Source organism: Aquabacterium sp. J223 (assembly GCF_024666615.1).
GTDB lineage: Bacteria > Pseudomonadota > Gammaproteobacteria > Burkholderiales > Burkholderiaceae_C > J223.
In genome coordinates this window covers 1883309-1898479 of sequence record NZ_CP088297.1, presented here as the reverse complement: position 1 = coordinate 1898479, position 15171 = coordinate 1883309, and the positions used below count along the sequence as shown (strand labels likewise).

Here is a 15171-nt window from a genome sequence, read left to right as displayed (position 1 = left end):
CATGAACATGACCGCTGACACGATGGGCCCGCCGCGCTCGCCCCTGGCGCAGGCGCTGAGCGAGGCGCTGCGCGACGCGTCACCGGCCGGCGCGGCCCGCGGCCTGGCGCGCGCCTGGTGGCGCCACCTCGGCGAGCGCGGCCTGCTGGCGCTGGGCTACGACGCCACCGGTGCGGTGCCGCCGGCCGACGCCTGGGAGCTGTCGTCGCTCGCCGCGCTGATCGCCCGCAAGAGCGCGAGCCTGGCCGCCGCGATGGTGTGGCTGTCGAACCAGCTCATCGGCGCCGTCGTGCTGGCGCCGCATGCCCGCAGCGAGGCACACCATGCCCTGCTGTGCGCGATGCCGCGCGGTGACACGCTGGTCGCGCTGGCGTTCTGCGAAGCCGGCATGCACCCCGCCACTCCCTCGTGCCGCGCGGTCCGCGACGGCGACGGCTGGACGCTGGACGGCCACGAGGTCTTCGTGCACCACGGCGCCTCGGCCGACGCCTTCGTGGTGCTCGCCACCGCCGTCGACGGCCATGGCCGCCCGGGCGTCGACGCCTTCGTCGTCGCAGCCGACGCGCCGGGGCTGTCGCGCGCGCCGGCCGTCTGGATCCCGGGGCTGGACTCGCAGGCCCTCTGCGGCCTGCACCTGGGGGGCGTGCGCGTCGACGAGGCGCAGCGCCTGGGCGTGCCCGGCCGCGCGATGGCCGACATCGCGCGGCCGCTGCGCGCCATCGAGGAGGCGCTGCGGATCGGGCCGATGCTGGGCGCGATGCAGGCCGAACTCGACGCGATCGCGGTGTGGCTGCGCACGGTGCCCCCGGCGCGCCGGCCGACCCGTCAGCTGGGCGCGCTGCAGATCGAGCTGGAAGCGCTCGCGCCGCTGGCCGAGCATGCGGCGCACCACCTCGACCTGCACGGCCCCGACGAGCGGCTGGGCGCGCTCTGCGCCGGCGTCCACGAGGCGCTGGCGCGCTGGCAGTCGGCCTTCGAGTCGCTCGCCGCGCCGCTGGACGACCATGCCCCGGCGCTGCCCGGCCTGGTGCGCGACCTGCGCCACATGCTAGGCCTGTGGCGGCGCGGGACCGATGCGCGGCAACGGCGCGCCGGCGAGGCGATGATCGGCATACCGGGGCCGCATTCACTCCCCGCACTCGCCGCGCCCTGACCGCGACGGCTTCACACCATGGTTCGAAGCAGTTTCCAGCTCTACCCTCCCCTCGAGGCGGCGACGCCGCGCCCGGCCGCGACGCTGCTCCTGCTGCGCGACGGCGCGCAGGGCATTGAGGTGCTCATGTCCAAGCGCTCGCCGACCGCGAGCTTCCTGCCCGGCGCCTTCGTGTTTCCCGGCGGCGGCCTGGAGCCGGCCGACCACGAGGACGGGATTCCGCCGCAGACGGGCGGGGGCGCCAGCGCGGCCGAAGTGCGGGCCGCGCTGCGCGAGACCTTCGAGGAGCTCGGCGTGCTGCTGGCCGTGCGCGCGGACGGCGGCAACGCCTCGCCCCGCGAACTGGCCGCGGTGCAGCGCACCGAGCCGCTGTACCTGCAGCTCGCCGCGCTGGGCCTGCGGCTCGCCACTGAGCAGGTGCGGCTGCTGGCACGCTGGCTCACGCCGCAGCCCCAGAGAAAGCGCTTCGACACCGCCTTCTTCGTCGCGCGCATGCCGCAAGGTCAACAGCCCCTGGCCGACAGCGCCGAGCAGTTCGAGGCAGTGTGGGTGCGGCCCAGCGACGCGCTGGACGGCCGCTTGCCGATCGTCTTCCCGACCGTGCGCACGCTGCGCTGGCTGGAATGCCACGACACCGTGGACGCGGTGCTGCAAGCCTGCGCGCAGGGCCAGCCCTTGTGGAACTCGTGCCCGCGCGGGGGCTGGTGGCGGGCGAGGTCCAGCGCTTCATGGAAGACGAGCCGGCCTTCGGCGAGCTGACGATGGTGTGCCCAGGGGGCCAGCTCGACCACGCGCTCGACTGGCAGCACGAGAAGGCGGTGCCGCTGCTGCGCCACCTGCAGCGCCTGACCGCGCCCAACGGCGGCCGCATGACGGGGCCGGGCACCAACAGCTACGTGGTCGGCACGCTGGCCAGCGGCCACATCGTGATCGACCCCGGCCCCCCACATGCCGAGCACGTGCAGCGCCTGTTGGAGCTGACCGGGGGACGCGTCGAGGCGATCGTCTGCACCCATTCGCATGCCGACCATTCGCCGGCCGCGCGGCCGCTGGCCGATGCCTGCGAGGCGCTCGCCGGCCAACGCCCGCCGGTGCTGGGGCTTTCGTCGGCGCCCACGGCGCGGCCGAACGCCGAGTTCGCGCCCGACCGCGAGCTGGCCGACGGCGAGCGCTTGCGGCTGAATGACGGCGAACACGCGATCACCCTGCGCGTGGTGCACACGCCGGGGCATGCCGCCAACCACCTGTGCCTGGTGCTCGAGGAGGACGGCCTGCTGTTCTCCGGCGACCACGTGCTGAACGGCAGCACCACCATCGTCGACCCGCCCGACGGCGACATGAACGACTACCTTGGTTCGCTGGACCGCCTGGCCGCCGCCTGCGCGGACGAAGGCATCGAGTTCATCCTGCCGGCGCACGGCCACGTCATCGGCTTCGCCGCGCAGGCGATCGCGCGGCTGAAGGCGCACCGCCTGGCACGCGAAGCGAAAGTGCTGGCCGCCATGCGCGCCGCACCGGACGGCGGCCTGCAAGCCTGGGTCGCGCACGCCTACGACGACACCCCGCCCGCGCTGTGGCCGCTGGCGCTGCGCTCGCTGGCGGCGCACGTGGAGCGCATCCGCGCGCTCGGGATGGCGTGAGCTAGGCGGCGCTCGCCGCCGCCGCGATGAAGGCATCGACGCGCGCGGGCGCCAGCCAGCCGTCCAGCGCGGCGCGGGCGTTGTCCGGCGTCGCGGGCTCGCCCGGCGTCGGCGTCGCCAGCGTGCTGCGCGAGAAGCGCGGGGCCGGCGCGGGCTGCACCACGCCGTCGATCTCGACGAAAGTCCCGCGCGCCTGCAGGTGCGGATGCCGCGGTGCCTCGTCGGCGTCGAGCACGGGTGCGAAGCAGGCGTCGCTGCCTTCGAGCAGCGCGCACCATTCGTCGCGCGTCTTCTCGCGAAAGCGCGCGGCCAGCACGCGGCGCGATGCCGGCCAGGTCGAACGATCCCACGGCGGGCCGATCTCCGCCGGGTCGATCTCCATCAGCTCGAGCAGGCGGCGCTGGAAGCGGCCTTCGATCGGGCCGATGGACACCCAGCGGCCGTCGGCGCATTCGAAGACGTCATAGAACCAGGCGCCGCCGTCGATCAGGTTGTGCCCACGCTCGGGCTTCAGCATGCCGGCCGCATGCATGCCGTACCAGGCGGTCATCAGCGAGGCGGTGCCGTCGACGATGGCGGCGTCGACCACCTGCCCCTGCCCGGATCGCTGTGCCTCGTGCAGCGCCGCCAGCAGCCCGACCACGAGGTACAGCGAGCCGCCGCCGTAGTCGCCGACGAGGTTGAGCGGCGGCGTCGGCGGCTGGTCGGCACGGCCGATGGCCGACAGCGCGCCGGTCAGGGCGACGTAGTTGATGTCGTGGCCGGCCGCCTGCGCGAGCGGACCCGACTGGCCCCAGCCCGTCATGCGGCCGTACACCAGGCTCGGGTTGCGCTGCAGGCAGGTGCCGGGGCCCAGGCCCACCCGCTCCATCGCGCCGGGGCGGAAACCCTCGATCAGCGCGTCGGCTTCGGCGATGAGTTCCAGCGCGAGCGCCGCGTGCGCGGGGCGCTTGAGATCCAGCGCGATCGCCTTGCGGCTGCGCAGCACGAGGTCGAAGCGCGGCGGCCGGCGGATGCCCAGCTCGGCCGGCTCGACGCGGTCGATGCGCAAGACGGTGGCGCCGAGATCGGCCAGCAGCATCGCGGCCATGGGCGCAGGCCCGATGCCGGCGATCTCGACCACCTTGACGCCGGCGAGCGGCCCCGCGCGCGCGTTCACTGGACTAGCCTCCGCACTGCCCGCTCATGCCCCGCCCTGCCGCACCGCGCCGGCCGCCAGCAGCTGCTGGATGCGCTCGGTCGACAGGCCCGCCTCGCGCAGCACCTCGACGCTGTGCTCGCCCAGCGCCGGCGCCTGGCGCCGCACCCGCGTCGGCGTTTCGGACCAGCGCGTGGGCACCGCCATCGTGCGGATCCGGCCCTCGGTCGGGTGATCGGCGCATTCGAAGAACCCGACCTCGGCGAGGTGCGGGTCCTCGAGCAGCGAGTCCAGCGTGTGCAAGGGCATCGCGGGGATGTCGGCCGCCTCGAGCAGCGGCATCCACTCGGCGGTGGTGCGCGCGGCGAAGGCCTCGGCGGCCATCGCGTACAGCGGCCCGACGTGGCGGCCGCGCTCGGTGACGCTCGCGAAGCGCGGGTCGTCCCGCAGCTCGGGCCGGCCGATCAGCTCGAAGAAGCGGCGCCACTGCAGGTCGGTGTAGAGCAGCATGCAAATGAAGCCGTCGGCCGTCGCGAAGGGCCGCCGCTCGGGCGCCAGGTGGCGCTGGAAACCGCTGGCGCCCAGCGGCGGATCGAAGGTGGCGCCGCCGGTGTGCAAGGTCAACACGAACTGCGCCATGTTCTCGAACATCGGCACGTCGACCGCCTGGCCGCGACCGGTGCGCTGGCGCGCGAGCAGCCCGCCCATGACCGCGTAGACGCCCACCAACCCCACGGCCTGGTCAGCGATCGCCATCGGCACGTAGCGCGGCGGTCCCCCGCCCGCCTGCGCGAACAGCGAAGGAAGCGCCGACAGCCCCTGGATCATGTCGTCGTAGGCGGGCTTGTCGCCGTAGGGGCCGTCCTGGCCGAAGCCGTAGAGGCCGCAGTAGACCAGCCGCGGGTTGATCGCCGCGACGTTGTCGTAGTCGAGGCCGAGGCGCGCCATCGCCGCCGGCCGCACGTTGTAGACCAGCACGTCGGCGGTCTTCAGCAGTTCGACGAACGCGGCCAGGCCGTCCGGCTGCTTCAGGTCCAGCACCGCACTGCGCTTGTTGCGGTTGAGGGTGAGGAAGCCCGCTCCCATGCCGGGGTGGCGCATGGGGCCGACGCGGCGCACCGCGTCGCCGTCGGGCGACTCGACCTTGATCACGTCGGCGCCCAGATCGGCGAGGATCTGGGTCGCGTACGGACCCATTCCCATCGACGTCAGGTCGATGATGCGCACGCCGTGCAGCGGCCCCGCCCCACCCTCTTCGCCGTCACCGCCGTTCGCATTCGCGAATGTCATTCGAAGAATGTAATGCTCGGCGTTCCGCGATGTCAACGCGCATCGCCCGGGTGTCTAGCCGCTTCGCCCGCTGAGGGAAACCCTGTGTGACGAGGGCGGGGACGAGGGCTATTCTATAAATCAACTCACCGTTCGTATTTTCGAACGCGTCACCCAACGCAACCGGCATGAACATCGACAGTGGCACCAGGCCCCCGTGCGGGCTCGTCGCGTTGGGCGAGGACCGCGCGCCCATGGCGCTGACACGCGTATTGCACCTGCTTCGCCTTCTGGCGGAACGGCCGGGGGGCCTCTCGCTGGCGCCGCTCAGTGCCGCGCTGGACGCGCCCAAGACCAGCGTGCTGTCGCTGCTGCGCGGCCTCACCGCGCGCGGCTACCTGCAGCGCAGCGACGGCGTGTACCGGCTTGGCCCCGAATCGCTCTCGCTGGGCGCGCTGCTGGTGTCCGCGCGCCAGCCCGCAGCGCCGGCACGCCGCGCGCCGCGCGCGCCGCAGTCCAGCGCCAGCGCCTGCTTCGACGCGATGCGTCAGCAGGTCCTTCAGGGCGGTCCTCGCCGCGCCGCCCGCCGGAATTCAGACATGGACGCCACCAGCCAATGACCGACGATCTCCTCTACGCGGTGAACAAAGGCATCGCCGTCATCACCATCAACCGCCCGCAAAGGCGCAACGCTTTGACGCGCGCCGTGCGCGAGGGCCTGGCCGAGGCGTTCAAGCGCTTCGAGGCGGACCCGCAGGCCCAGGTCGCCATCCTCACCGGCGCCGGCGACACCTTCTGCGCCGGCATGGACCTGCTCGAAGCCGCCGACACCGAGCTGCGCATTCCGCCGCCCGGCTTCATGCCGGTGCTGGGCGACAACATCGAGGTCACCAAGCCGGTGATCGCCGCCGTGCAGGGCTATGCCTATGCGGGCGGCTTCCTGCTCGCGCAGATGTGCGACCTGTGCGTGGCCGACGAGACCGCGCGCTTCGCCATCACCGAGGGCAAGGTCGGCCGCGGCATGCCGTGGGCGGCGCCGCTGATCCACATGCTGCCGCAGCGCGTCGTGATGGAGATCGCGCTGACTGGCGACCCGCTCACCGCTCAGCGCGCCTACGAGCTGGGTTACGTCAACCGCGTGGTGCCCAAGGGCCAGGCACTGGAAAGCGCGCTGGAGCTGGCGGGCCGCGTGACAGTGAACGCGCCGCTGACCGTGCGCGCAGCCAAGGAGATGGTGCGCCTGTCGACCGAGATGGGCCGCAGCGCGGCGCTGCGCGCGTCGTATCGCGCCTTCGACTCGGTGTACCTCAGCGAGGACGCACTCGAAGGCCCGCGCTCGTTCCGCGAGAAGCGCAAGCCGGTGTGGAAGGGACGTTGACATGAGGAGTGCGTGATGCAAGGCAGTGCCGTGACGTTCGCGCTCGCGCAGCACAGCGCCGCCTGGCGCTTCAGCGACCTCACCCCCGCCCGCCGCGCGCAGCTGCGCCAGGGCCTGCTCGCGTGGATGACGGTGACACTGCCCGGCGCGCAGGAACCGCTGGTGCACCTGCTCGCGGAGGACGCGCTGGAGCAAGGCGGCCACGAGCAGGCCACCGTGGTGGGCCACGGCTTCGCCACCTCGACGCGGCAGGCGGCGCTGGTCAACGCCGCCGCCTCGCAAGGAGGAACCGGCGATGACGCGCTGCCCATGGGGTCGGCGGTACTGCTGGCGGCCCTGCTCGCCCTGGCCGAGGCGCGCGGCGACAGCGGACGCGCCTTCATGACCGCGTTCGCCGCCGGCCAGGACCTGCTCGACCGCATCGGCGCCGGCAGCCCCGGCGCCCCCGCGCTGGCGGCGGCCGTGGGCGGCGCCCACCTGCTGCAGCTCGACGCGGCCGACACAGCCGTCGCGCTCGCGATGGCCGGCGCGACGGCGCGGTCGGCCACCGACCTGTGCCGGCCCATGCAGGCCGGCAAGGCGGCGGCCGACGGCCTGCTCGCCGCCCATCTCGCCGCCCGCGGCTGCAGCCACGGCGCCGAGACGCTGACCGCGCCGATGCGCGCCTCCTTGCCCCGGCAGGACGAACCGGAGCGCATGCCGCAGGACCTCGCCGCACAGCAGCGGCACCTGGAGGCGCGTTTCCGCGACCTGACGCGCCCCGTCCTCGACGAGGCCGACGCGCGGGCCCTGCTGCGGATGATCGACCAGCTCGACGAGTTGCCCGACCTGTCGCCGCTGGCCGGCGTGCTGGCGGCGCGACCGGTCTGCCGGCACTGAGGCGGGGCGGGACCTGCCACGCCGGTCTGCGGCGCGGCTAGAGGCCCGCCGAGCCGGCGAGCAGCTGGCGCGCGATGGTGCGGCGCTGGATCTCGCCGGTGCCGTCCGGGATGCGCATCACGCGCGCGAAACGGAAGCCCTCTTCCAGCCGCAGCTCGTTGGTCAGGCCCATGCCGCCGTGCACCTGGATGCAGCGGTCCAGCACCCGCCCGACCATCTCGGTCGAGAAGGCCTTCACCATGCTGACCTGCGCCGTTGCCGCCTCGCCCTGGTCGACGCGCCAGGCGCAGTTCTGGATCATGGACTTCGCCGCATAGATGTCCATCGCGCTGTCGGCGAGCATCAGCTGGATCGCCTGGTGCTCGGCGATCGGCACGCCGAAGGTCTTGCGCAGCTTGGCGTACGCCACGGCCTGGTCCAGGCCCCAGCGCGCGAGGCCCAGACAGGAGGCCGCCATGCCGAGCCGCCCGGCGTTGACGCCGTCGAGCGCAACCGACAGGCCGCGGTCGACCGGGCCGATGCGGTGGTCGTCGGCCACGCGCACGTGGTCCAGCGTCACCACGCCGGTGTCGCCGCCCAGGTGGCCCATGGTCGTGATGATGCGCGGCACGGCGAACCCGGGGGCGCGCGTGTCGACGAAGAAGCCGGTGATGCCGCCGCGGCCCGCGGCCGCCTTGTCGGGGTCGGTCACGGCGAACAGCATCGCGTGGTCGGCGTACGGCGAATTGGTGATCCACTGTTTGGTGCCCGTGATCACCCAGTCCCCGCCCTCGCGCACGGCCCGGGTCTTGATGCCGAACACGTCGGAGCCGGCGTCGGGCTCGCTGAGCGCGAAGCACAGCGTCTTGTCGCCGCTCGCGATGCCGTCGCGGTAGCGCGCGAAGACCTCGGGCGCCAGGTGGCGCAGCACCGGCGACAGCCCGTTGGTGAAGGGCGACGGCAGCACCACGCCATGGATCAGCGGATGGCCCGGGCCGTAGCGCTGGTGCACCGCCTCCTGCACGTGCGCCATCGCCTGCGCGCCGAGGCCGCCGCCGCCCAGGCTCTCGGCGCCGAACAGCGTGTAGTAGCCGAGCTCGGCCGAGCGCATGCGCACCTGGCGCCGCAGCGCCAGCGCCAGCGGCACGTAGCGCCCGTCGGTTTCGAACAAGGTGCGCTCGCTGCCCAGGATGTTGCGGTGGGCTTCCTGAAGCGGCAGCACCTCGCGGTCGATGAAGCGGACGATGCCCTCGGTCAAGGCGACGAGGTCACTGTCGATCGTGAAGTCCATGCGCTCAGGCCGTGAGATGGGGCGTGGTGGACAGCGCGCGCTGCAGCACGCCGGCGAGCAGCGCGATGCCGGTCGCTATGCGCTCCGGCGTCACGGTGACGAAGCTCAGCCGCAGCGTGTGGTGCCGCGGCGTGCCGCTGTAGAAGGCCGCGCCGGGCACGAAGGCGACGCCGGCCTCGACGGCCTGCGGCAGCAGCGCCATCGCATCAATCCCCGCAGGCAGCTCGACCCAGAAGAACATGCCGCCGCTGGGGACCACCCAGCGGCAGCCCAGCCCCGCGAGGTAGCGCTGCAGCGACTCGCGCATCGCGTCGCGCTGGCGCTTGTAGCGCGCGCGGATGGTCGGCACGTGCTCGCGCAGGAAGCCGTTGCGCACGATCTCGTGCACCACGCGCTGGTTGAAGCCGGGCGTGTGCAGGTCGGCCGCCTGCTTGGCCTGAAGCAGCTTGGGGAACAGCGGCTCGGGCGCGACCGCGTAGCCCAGCCGCAAGCCGGGCGCGAGCACCTTGGAGAACGAGCCGAGGTAGAGCACCTGCCCGGGGCAGCGCGCGGCCAGTGGCCGCGGCGGCGGCGCGTCGTACCAGAGCTCGCCGTAGGGGTCGTCCTCGATCAGCGGCAGCGCAAGGCGCCGCGCGGCCGCCACCAGCGCCTCGCGGCGCGCTTCGCCGATGCAGTGGCCGCTGGGGTTCTGGAAGTTGGGCAGCACGTAGAGCGCGCGTGCGCCGGCGGCGGCGTCCAGGGCCGCGGGCACCGGCCCCTCGGCGTCGCACTCCAGCGCGACGAACTCGGGCTCGCAGGGCGCGAAGGCCTGCAGCGCGCCGAGGTAGGTGGGCGACTCCACCGCGACGCGGCTGCCGGGGTCGAGCAACAGCTTGCCGGCGAGGTCCAGCCCCTGCTGCGAGCCGTTGGTGATCAGCACCTGCGACGAATCGACGTCCATGCCCTGCGCGCCGAGGTGGGCGGCGATCCATTCGCGCAGCGGTCCGAAGCCTTCGCTGGGCGCGTACTGCAGCGCCTCGCGCGGCGTGTCGGCCAGCACGCGGGCGGTCGCCTCGCGCATCGCCTCCACCGGGAAGGTCTCGGCCGCGGGCAGCCCGCCGGCCAGCGACAGGATGCCCGGCCGCTCGGTGATCTTCAGGATCTCGCGGATGATCGAGGGGTTCATCCGTTCGGCCCGGCGCGCCATCGTCCAGCTCATTCGACTACCCTCGGCGCTGCGCGCTCATGCGGCGCGTCCCCCGACCTCGCGTTCGAAGTCGGCCTGGCGATCGAACGCGCGCCGCCGGTCGACCACCGCCGGGTAGTGCTGCATCCACGCCGTCACCAGCTGCTCGTGCGGCACGTCGGCGAAGCTGCCGCGCTCGCGCACGTACTCCATGTGGCGCCGGCCGCTGGCGTCGAAGGGGTGGAACACCGAATCGTTGTAGCCGTCGAAGGTCAGCGGCAGGATGCCGGCCCTCTCGCACAGCGAGCGGTTGAAGGCCGGCGTCGCCTTGACCCAGCGGCCGTCCAGCCACAGCTCCGTGTAGCCGTGGAACACGAACAGGTCGGAGCCCATCATCTCGCGCAGCCGCGGGCTGCTGAGGTGGTTGCGCACGTCGGCGAAGCCCAGGCGCGCCGGCACCCTCAGCGCGCGGGCCGCGGCGGCGAGCAGCGCGGCCTTGGTGATGCAGAAGCCGCGGCCGCCCTCGACGACGGCGCTCGCCTTGAAGCCGGCCAGCGTGGTGTCGATGCGGTAGGGGTCGTAGGGGAAGCGGTCGCGCACGGCCTCGTACAAGCGCACCGCGATCTCGCGCGCGGGCAGCGACGCCGCCGCGACCTCCTGCGCAAACGCGGTCACGGCGGGATGGTCGCTGTCGATGCAGCGACCCGGCGAGATGCAAGCCGCAAGATCGTCGTTCATGCGTTCACTCGTTCAGGTGAAAGTGCAGTTGGGCGAGCGCGATGGGTTCGTCGCGGTGCGTCTGCCAGGCCTCGACGCGCAGGTTGACCAGGCGCCGGCCCTGCTTCACGACCACCACGCCGGCGTGCGTGTCGCGCGGCTGGCCGGAGCGCAGGTAGTCGACGTGCAGGTCGATGGTTGTGGCCCAGCTCGCGCCGCCGCGCGCCCAGGCGATGTAGAGCAGGCCGGCGCACTCCAGGAAGCCGCCGGTGGCGCCGCCATGCAGCGCGGGCAGCCGCGGGTTGCCGATGAGCTGCGGGTCGAAGGGCAGCGTGCAGACGAATTCGTCACGCTCGACCGCCACGCGCAGGTCGAGGAAGCGCGCGAAGGGCATGGCCTGCACCAGCACGCTCCAGTCGTTGGCGAACCTGGCGCGGACGAGCGTGGCGGCGAGCGTCATCGCGGCTTCCCCGCGGCCTTGTCGGTGAACATGAACAGGCCCACGCCGGTCGCCACCGGATCTTCCGGGCTGTCGTGGTAGGCCGCGCCGCGCACGAAGGCGAATTCGTCGGTCATCGAATAACAGACAGCGCCGCCCAGGAGGTCGCGCCGCGGCGTGGGACGCTTGAGGTGGTCGACGCGCAGGTCCACGGTCACCATCGGCTGCAGGCGGCCCAGCTTCACGTTGATCGAGAAGCCGAACAGCGTGTCGAGCATGCCGGTGATGACGGCGCCATGCATCACGCCGGTCGACGTGTCGAGCACCCAGCGCTCGTCGTACGGGAGACGGGCCACGCACCACGCGGGGCTGACGTCGACCGCGCCCAGGCCGAGCGCGCGGGCATAGGCCGACACGTGGGCGAACGGAACCCAGCGCGTCGCGAGTTCTTCGGGCGAACCCAGCTCCATCAGGCCACCGCGACCTCGGCCAGCACCTGGTGGCGCTCGACCATGTCGCCGACCTTGCAGCGCAGGCTGGTCAGCGTGCCGTCGAAGGGCGCCTGCAGATGCAGTTCCATCTTCATCGACTCGAGTACCACCACGGTCTGCCCGCCGACGACATTGCTGCCGGCCTCGGCCTTGACCGCGACCACCCGGCCCATCATGGGCGCCCCCAGCTGCCCGCTGGCCGCCGCATCGCCTGCGGCGCCGCTGAGATAGGGCGAGCAGCTGAACACGTCGCTGCCGAGCGTGCTCGCCACCTCGGCGTGCTGCACGTCGCCGACGATGATGAGCTCCAGCGCGCGGCCGCGGCATTCGAACAGATGGCGCGCGCCGCCCAGCGGCGTGAGCGTCGCGCGTTCGTTCTGGTCGCCGATGGCCAGCATCAGGCTACCGTCGACCGCGCGTTGCGAGAAGCGCACTGGCCATTCGCCGCCCCGGCCGGGCGTCTTCAGCACCAGCGCCGGCTGCGGCGCGGGCTGCCCGCGCCCGGTCGGCAGGCGCCAGCCGGTGAAGCCATCCCACTCGGACCAGCAGCCCAGCGCCGGGGTCTCGACGCGCCGCTGTGCGAGCCAGTGCAAGGCGACGCCGCACAGGTGCTCGATGGGCACTTCGGTCGCCGCCGCGGCGCCCCCCGGGCGTGCCGTTCGTCGATCAGCCGCGTGTGGAAGCTCGCGTCGCGCGTCTGCGGCCAGTCGAGCAGCGCCTGCAGGAAGGCACGGTTGGTCGCGAGCCCGACCACGGCGCTGCGGCCCAGCCCAGCCACCAGCGCGCCACGCGCGGCCTCGCGGTCGGCGCCGTGCGAGATCAGCTTGGCGATCATCGAGTCGTAGTGCGGCGAGATCTCGTCGCCGCTGTCGACGCCCGATTCGACGCGCAGCCCGCACCGCGAGAAGTCGACCAGTTTGAGTCGGCCGGTCGCCGGCAGGAAGCCGGCCGCGGGGTCCTCGGCGCACAGCCGTGCCTCGAAGGAATGGCCGTCGCAGCGCACCGCGTCCTGCACGAGGGACAGCCGTCCGCTGTCTGCGATGCGCAGTTGCAGCTCGACCAGGTCGAGGCCGGTCACCGCCTCGGTCACCGGGTGCTCGACCTGCAGCCGCGGGTTCACTTCGAGGAAATAGTGCTGATCGCCGGCGACGACGAACTCCACCGTGCCCAGCCCGCGGTAGCCAACGCCGCGCGCCAGCTTCACCGCGTCGGCGAGGACGGCTTCGCGCAGCGCCGGCGGCAGTCCCGCCGAGGGCGCTTCCTCGATGACCTTCTGGTGGCGCCGCTGCAGCGTGCACTCGCGCTCGAACAGGTGGATGGCGTTGCCGTGGCCGTCGCCGGCCACCTGGACTTCGAGGTGGCGCACGAGGGGCAGGTAGCGCTCGACGATCAGCTCGCCGTTGCCGAAGGCCTTCTGCGACTCGCGCATCGCGCTCTCGATGCGCAGCTCGAGCCCTTGGAGGCTGTCGATCACCGCCATGCCCCGACCGCCGCCGCCGGCCACCGCTTTCAGCAGCACCGGCAGCTTCATGCCGCGCACCAGCCGCGCGACGGCCGCGGGGTCGCTCATCCCGCCGTCGCTGCCAGGAATCACCGGTACGCCCAGGCGCGCGGCCTCGAGCTTGGCGTTGGCCTTGCCGCCCACCCGCTCCATGGTCTCGGCGGTGGGGCCGATGAAGCACAGACCGGCGGCGTCCAGGGCACGCACGAAGTCGGGGTTCTCCGAGACGAAGCCGTAGCCGGGATGGACCGCATCGGCGCCGACCCTTTGCGCCGCGGCGACGAGGGCGTCGATGCGCAGGTAGCTGTCGGCCGGCGCGGCACCGCCCAGCTCGACCGATTCGCCGATCTCGCGCACGTGGCGGGCGCGGCGGTCGGCCGCGGAGTGCACGGTGGCCACGGCGACGCCGAGGCGCCGGCAGGTGCGCGCGATGCGGCAGGCGATCTCGCCGCGGTTCGCGATCAGGACTTTGTGGATCCGCTGCATGCGATTCCCGGACTAGAACCGGAAGACGCCGAAGGACGTGGGCTTGGCCGCGGTGCGCGACGCGAGGTCGAGCAGCAGCCCCATCACGTCGCGCGTCTCGACGGGGTCGATGACGTCGTCGGCCCACAGGTTGGACGAGAAGTTGTAGGCCGGCTGGAAGTCCTCGTACATCTTGCGCACGGGGGCCTTGAAGGCCTCTTCCTCCTCGGGCGACCACTCGCGGCCCTCGGCCTTGTTGATCTGGCGGCGCACCAGCGCCATCACGGTCGCCGCCTGCTCCGGTCCCATGATCGCGGAGCGTCCGCTGGGCCAGCAGAACATGGCGTGCGGGTTGAAGGGCCGGCCGCACATCGCGAGGTAGCCGGCGCCGTAGGACGCGCCGATGATGATGGTGTACTTCGGCACGTTGGCCGAGGCCATGGCGGTGATCATCTTGGCGCCGGCCTTGGCGATGCCGGCCTGCTCGGCGGCGCGGCCCACCATGAAGCCGGTCACGTCGGCCATGAACAGCAGCGGAATGTCGCGCTGGCAGCACAGGTCGATGAAGTGGGCCGCCTTGTCGGCGCTCTCGGGGAACAGCACGCCCTGGTTGGCGAGGATGCCGATCTCGTGGCCGTGGATGCGCGCGAAGCCGGTGAGCAGCGTGTCGCCGAACAGCGGCTTGAACTCCTGAAAGCGGCTGTCGTCGACGAAGCGCGCGAGGATCTCGCGCGTGTCGGTCGGGATCTTCGGGTCGCGGCTGATGATGCCGTGGATCTCGTGCGGGTCGAAGCGCGGCGGCAGCGAGGGGCTGCGCGTCCAGCGCGGCTTGGGCGGCTCGCCGAGGTTGCGCACGATCTCGCGGGTGATCGCCAGCGCATGGCGGTCGTTCTCGGCGATGTGGTCTGTGACGCCGCTCACGCTGCTGTGCATCAGCGCGCCGCCCAGCGATTCGGCGTCGACCGTCTCGCCGGTGGCGGCGAAGGTCAGCTCGGGGCCGCCCAGGTACATGTAGCCCTGCCCCCGCACGATGACGACCTCGTCGCACAGCGCGGGGATGTAGGCGCCGCCGGCCGTGCACGGCCCCATCACGACCGCGATCTGCTGGATGCCCTCGGCGGACATGCGGACCTGGTTGTTGAAGATGGTCCCGAACTGCCCGACGTCGGGAAAGATGTTCGCCATGTCGGGCAGGAAGGCGCCACCGCTGTCGACGAGCGTGATGCAGGGCAGCCGGTGCTGCCACGCCACCTGCTGGGCGCGCACGTGCTTCTTGCACGTCATGCCGTAGTAGGTGCCGCCCTTCACGGTGGCGTCGTTCGCGATCACCATGCAGGGCCGGCCGTGTATCAGGCCGATGCCGGTGATGATGCTGGCGCCCGGCGGCACGCCCTCGTACAGCCCGTCGCCGGCCAGCGTGGCGATCTCGAGGAAGGGCGAGCCGGGGTCGAGCAAGGCCTCGACGCGGTCCCGCGGCAGGATCTTGTTGCGCGCCAGGTGCTTCTCGCGCGCCTTCGGCGGGCCGCCGGCCAGTGCGCGCTGCCGCCGTGCATGCAGGTCGGCGATGAGCGCCTGGTAGGCGCTGCGGTTGCTTTCGAACTCCGGCTCCGAGGTCGACACGTGCGTGGCAAGAATCGTCACCGACGGCTTCCCTTTTTCAACAACA

At 72.5% G+C, this 15171-nt stretch carries 14 protein-coding genes and 1 pseudogene; 5 read left to right on the top strand and 10 right to left on the bottom strand.

The window, feature by feature from the left end; translation table 11 throughout:
* Nucleotide 1 precedes the first annotated feature (1 nt).
* Together LRS07_RS09150 and LRS07_RS09145 are read left to right on the top strand one after the other, a co-directional pair.
* Nucleotides 2-1153 (top strand): acyl-CoA dehydrogenase family protein, encoded by a 1152-nt coding sequence (locus tag LRS07_RS09150; RefSeq protein ID WP_260501617.1) that lies wholly within the window; start codon nt 2-4, stop codon nt 1151-1153.
* Between the two features lie 18 nt (nt 1154-1171).
* Nucleotides 1172-2793: pseudogene (locus LRS07_RS09145) on the top strand (MBL fold metallo-hydrolase).
* Between the two features lies 1 nt (nt 2794).
* Here LRS07_RS09145 and LRS07_RS09140 read toward each other — a convergent pair.
* Entirely contained in the window at nt 2795-3952 is a 1158-nt protein-coding gene (locus tag LRS07_RS09140; RefSeq protein WP_260501616.1) for a CaiB/BaiF CoA transferase family protein, read from the bottom strand.
* Between the two features lie 24 nt (nt 3953-3976).
* Nucleotides 3977-5221, bottom strand: coding sequence for a CaiB/BaiF CoA transferase family protein (locus tag LRS07_RS09135; protein WP_260501615.1), 1245 nt, complete (start codon nt 5219-5221; stop codon nt 3977-3979).
* A 167-nt stretch (nt 5222-5388) separates the two neighbouring features.
* On the opposite strand from LRS07_RS09135, the gene LRS07_RS09130 reads away from it, so the two are divergent.
* From LRS07_RS09130 to LRS07_RS09120, 3 genes are read left to right on the top strand one after another with little or no spacing between them, the layout of a single operon-like run.
* Nucleotides 5389-5820: a helix-turn-helix domain-containing protein gene (locus tag LRS07_RS09130; protein WP_260501614.1), complete on the top strand. Its 432-nt coding sequence runs from the start codon at nt 5389-5391 to the stop codon at nt 5818-5820.
* The gene (locus LRS07_RS09125; protein ID WP_260501613.1) at nt 5817-6578 is read left to right on the top strand and encodes an enoyl-CoA hydratase-related protein; all 762 of its coding nucleotides are present in this window, start codon (nt 5817-5819) and stop codon (nt 6576-6578) included. Before LRS07_RS09130 ends, LRS07_RS09125 begins: the two co-directional genes overlap by 4 nt.
* A 15-nt stretch (nt 6579-6593) precedes the next feature.
* Nucleotides 6594-7457, top strand: a complete 864-nt coding sequence (locus LRS07_RS09120) for an MmgE/PrpD family protein (RefSeq protein ID WP_260501612.1) — start codon at nt 6594-6596, stop codon at nt 7455-7457.
* A gap of 37 nt (nt 7458-7494) precedes the next feature.
* Here LRS07_RS09120 and LRS07_RS09115 read toward each other — a convergent pair whose 3' ends face one another.
* Genes LRS07_RS09115 through LRS07_RS09080 form a run of 8 tightly spaced genes read right to left on the bottom strand, consistent with a single transcriptional unit; the run spans nt 7495 to nt 15146 of the window.
* Complete coding sequence (locus LRS07_RS09115) at nt 7495-8727, bottom strand: acyl-CoA dehydrogenase family protein (protein WP_260501611.1); 1233 nt, start codon at nt 8725-8727, stop codon at nt 7495-7497.
* A gap of 4 nt (nt 8728-8731) precedes the next feature.
* Complete coding sequence (locus tag LRS07_RS09110) at nt 8732-9925, bottom strand: aminotransferase-like domain-containing protein (protein ID WP_260501610.1); 1194 nt, start codon at nt 9923-9925, stop codon at nt 8732-8734.
* A 24-nt stretch (nt 9926-9949) separates the two neighbouring features.
* Nucleotides 9950-10630 (bottom strand): transglutaminase domain-containing protein, encoded by a 681-nt coding sequence (locus tag LRS07_RS09105; RefSeq protein ID WP_260501609.1) that lies wholly within the window; start codon nt 10628-10630, stop codon nt 9950-9952.
* A gap of 4 nt (nt 10631-10634) precedes the next feature.
* The gene (locus LRS07_RS09100; RefSeq protein WP_260501608.1) at nt 10635-11069 is read right to left on the bottom strand and encodes a PaaI family thioesterase; all 435 of its coding nucleotides are present in this window, start codon (nt 11067-11069) and stop codon (nt 10635-10637) included.
* A complete protein-coding gene (locus LRS07_RS09095) occupies nt 11066-11518 on the bottom strand; it encodes a PaaI family thioesterase (RefSeq protein ID WP_260501607.1) in 453 nt (150 codons plus the stop codon). The genes LRS07_RS09100 and LRS07_RS09095 overlap by 4 nt, the downstream gene beginning before the upstream one ends.
* Nucleotides 11518-12009 (bottom strand): acyl-CoA carboxylase biotin carboxyl carrier protein subunit, encoded by a 492-nt coding sequence (locus LRS07_RS09090; RefSeq protein WP_260501606.1) that lies wholly within the window; start codon nt 12007-12009, stop codon nt 11518-11520. Before LRS07_RS09090 ends, LRS07_RS09095 begins: the two co-directional genes overlap by 1 nt.
* A complete protein-coding gene (locus tag LRS07_RS09085) occupies nt 12003-13526 on the bottom strand; it encodes an acetyl-CoA carboxylase biotin carboxylase subunit (protein ID WP_260501605.1) in 1524 nt (507 codons plus the stop codon). The genes LRS07_RS09090 and LRS07_RS09085 overlap by 7 nt, the downstream gene beginning before the upstream one ends.
* Nucleotides 13527-13538: 12 nt before the next feature.
* Complete coding sequence (locus LRS07_RS09080; protein ID WP_260501604.1) at nt 13539-15146, bottom strand: acyl-CoA carboxylase subunit beta; 1608 nt, start codon at nt 15144-15146, stop codon at nt 13539-13541.
* Between the last annotated feature and the right edge of the window lie 25 nt (nt 15147-15171).

Bases quoted from the DNA above. Each gene is read 5' to 3' on its own strand.
- LRS07_RS09150 (WP_260501617.1), top strand. From the start codon at position 2: ATGAACATGACCGCTGACACGATGGGCCCGCCGCGCTCGCCCCTGGCG.
- LRS07_RS09135 (WP_260501615.1), bottom strand. From the start codon at position 5,221: ATGACATTCGCGAATGCGAACGGCGGTGACGGCGAAGAGGGTGGGGCG.
- LRS07_RS09130 (WP_260501614.1), top strand. From the start codon at position 5,389: ATGAACATCGACAGTGGCACCAGGCCCCCGTGCGGGCTCGTCGCGTTG.
- LRS07_RS09125 (WP_260501613.1), top strand. From the start codon at position 5,817: ATGACCGACGATCTCCTCTACGCGGTGAACAAAGGCATCGCCGTCATC.
- LRS07_RS09120 (WP_260501612.1), top strand. From the start codon at position 6,594: ATGCAAGGCAGTGCCGTGACGTTCGCGCTCGCGCAGCACAGCGCCGCC.
- LRS07_RS09115 (WP_260501611.1), bottom strand. From the start codon at position 8,727: ATGGACTTCACGATCGACAGTGACCTCGTCGCCTTGACCGAGGGCATC.
- LRS07_RS09110 (WP_260501610.1), bottom strand. From the start codon at position 9,925: ATGAGCTGGACGATGGCGCGCCGGGCCGAACGGATGAACCCCTCGATC.
- LRS07_RS09105 (WP_260501609.1), bottom strand. From the start codon at position 10,630: ATGAACGACGATCTTGCGGCTTGCATCTCGCCGGGTCGCTGCATCGAC.
- LRS07_RS09100 (WP_260501608.1), bottom strand. From the start codon at position 11,069: ATGACGCTCGCCGCCACGCTCGTCCGCGCCAGGTTCGCCAACGACTGG.
- LRS07_RS09095 (WP_260501607.1), bottom strand. From the start codon at position 11,518: ATGGAGCTGGGTTCGCCCGAAGAACTCGCGACGCGCTGGGTTCCGTTC.
- LRS07_RS09085 (WP_260501605.1), bottom strand. From the start codon at position 13,526: ATGCAGCGGATCCACAAAGTCCTGATCGCGAACCGCGGCGAGATCGCC.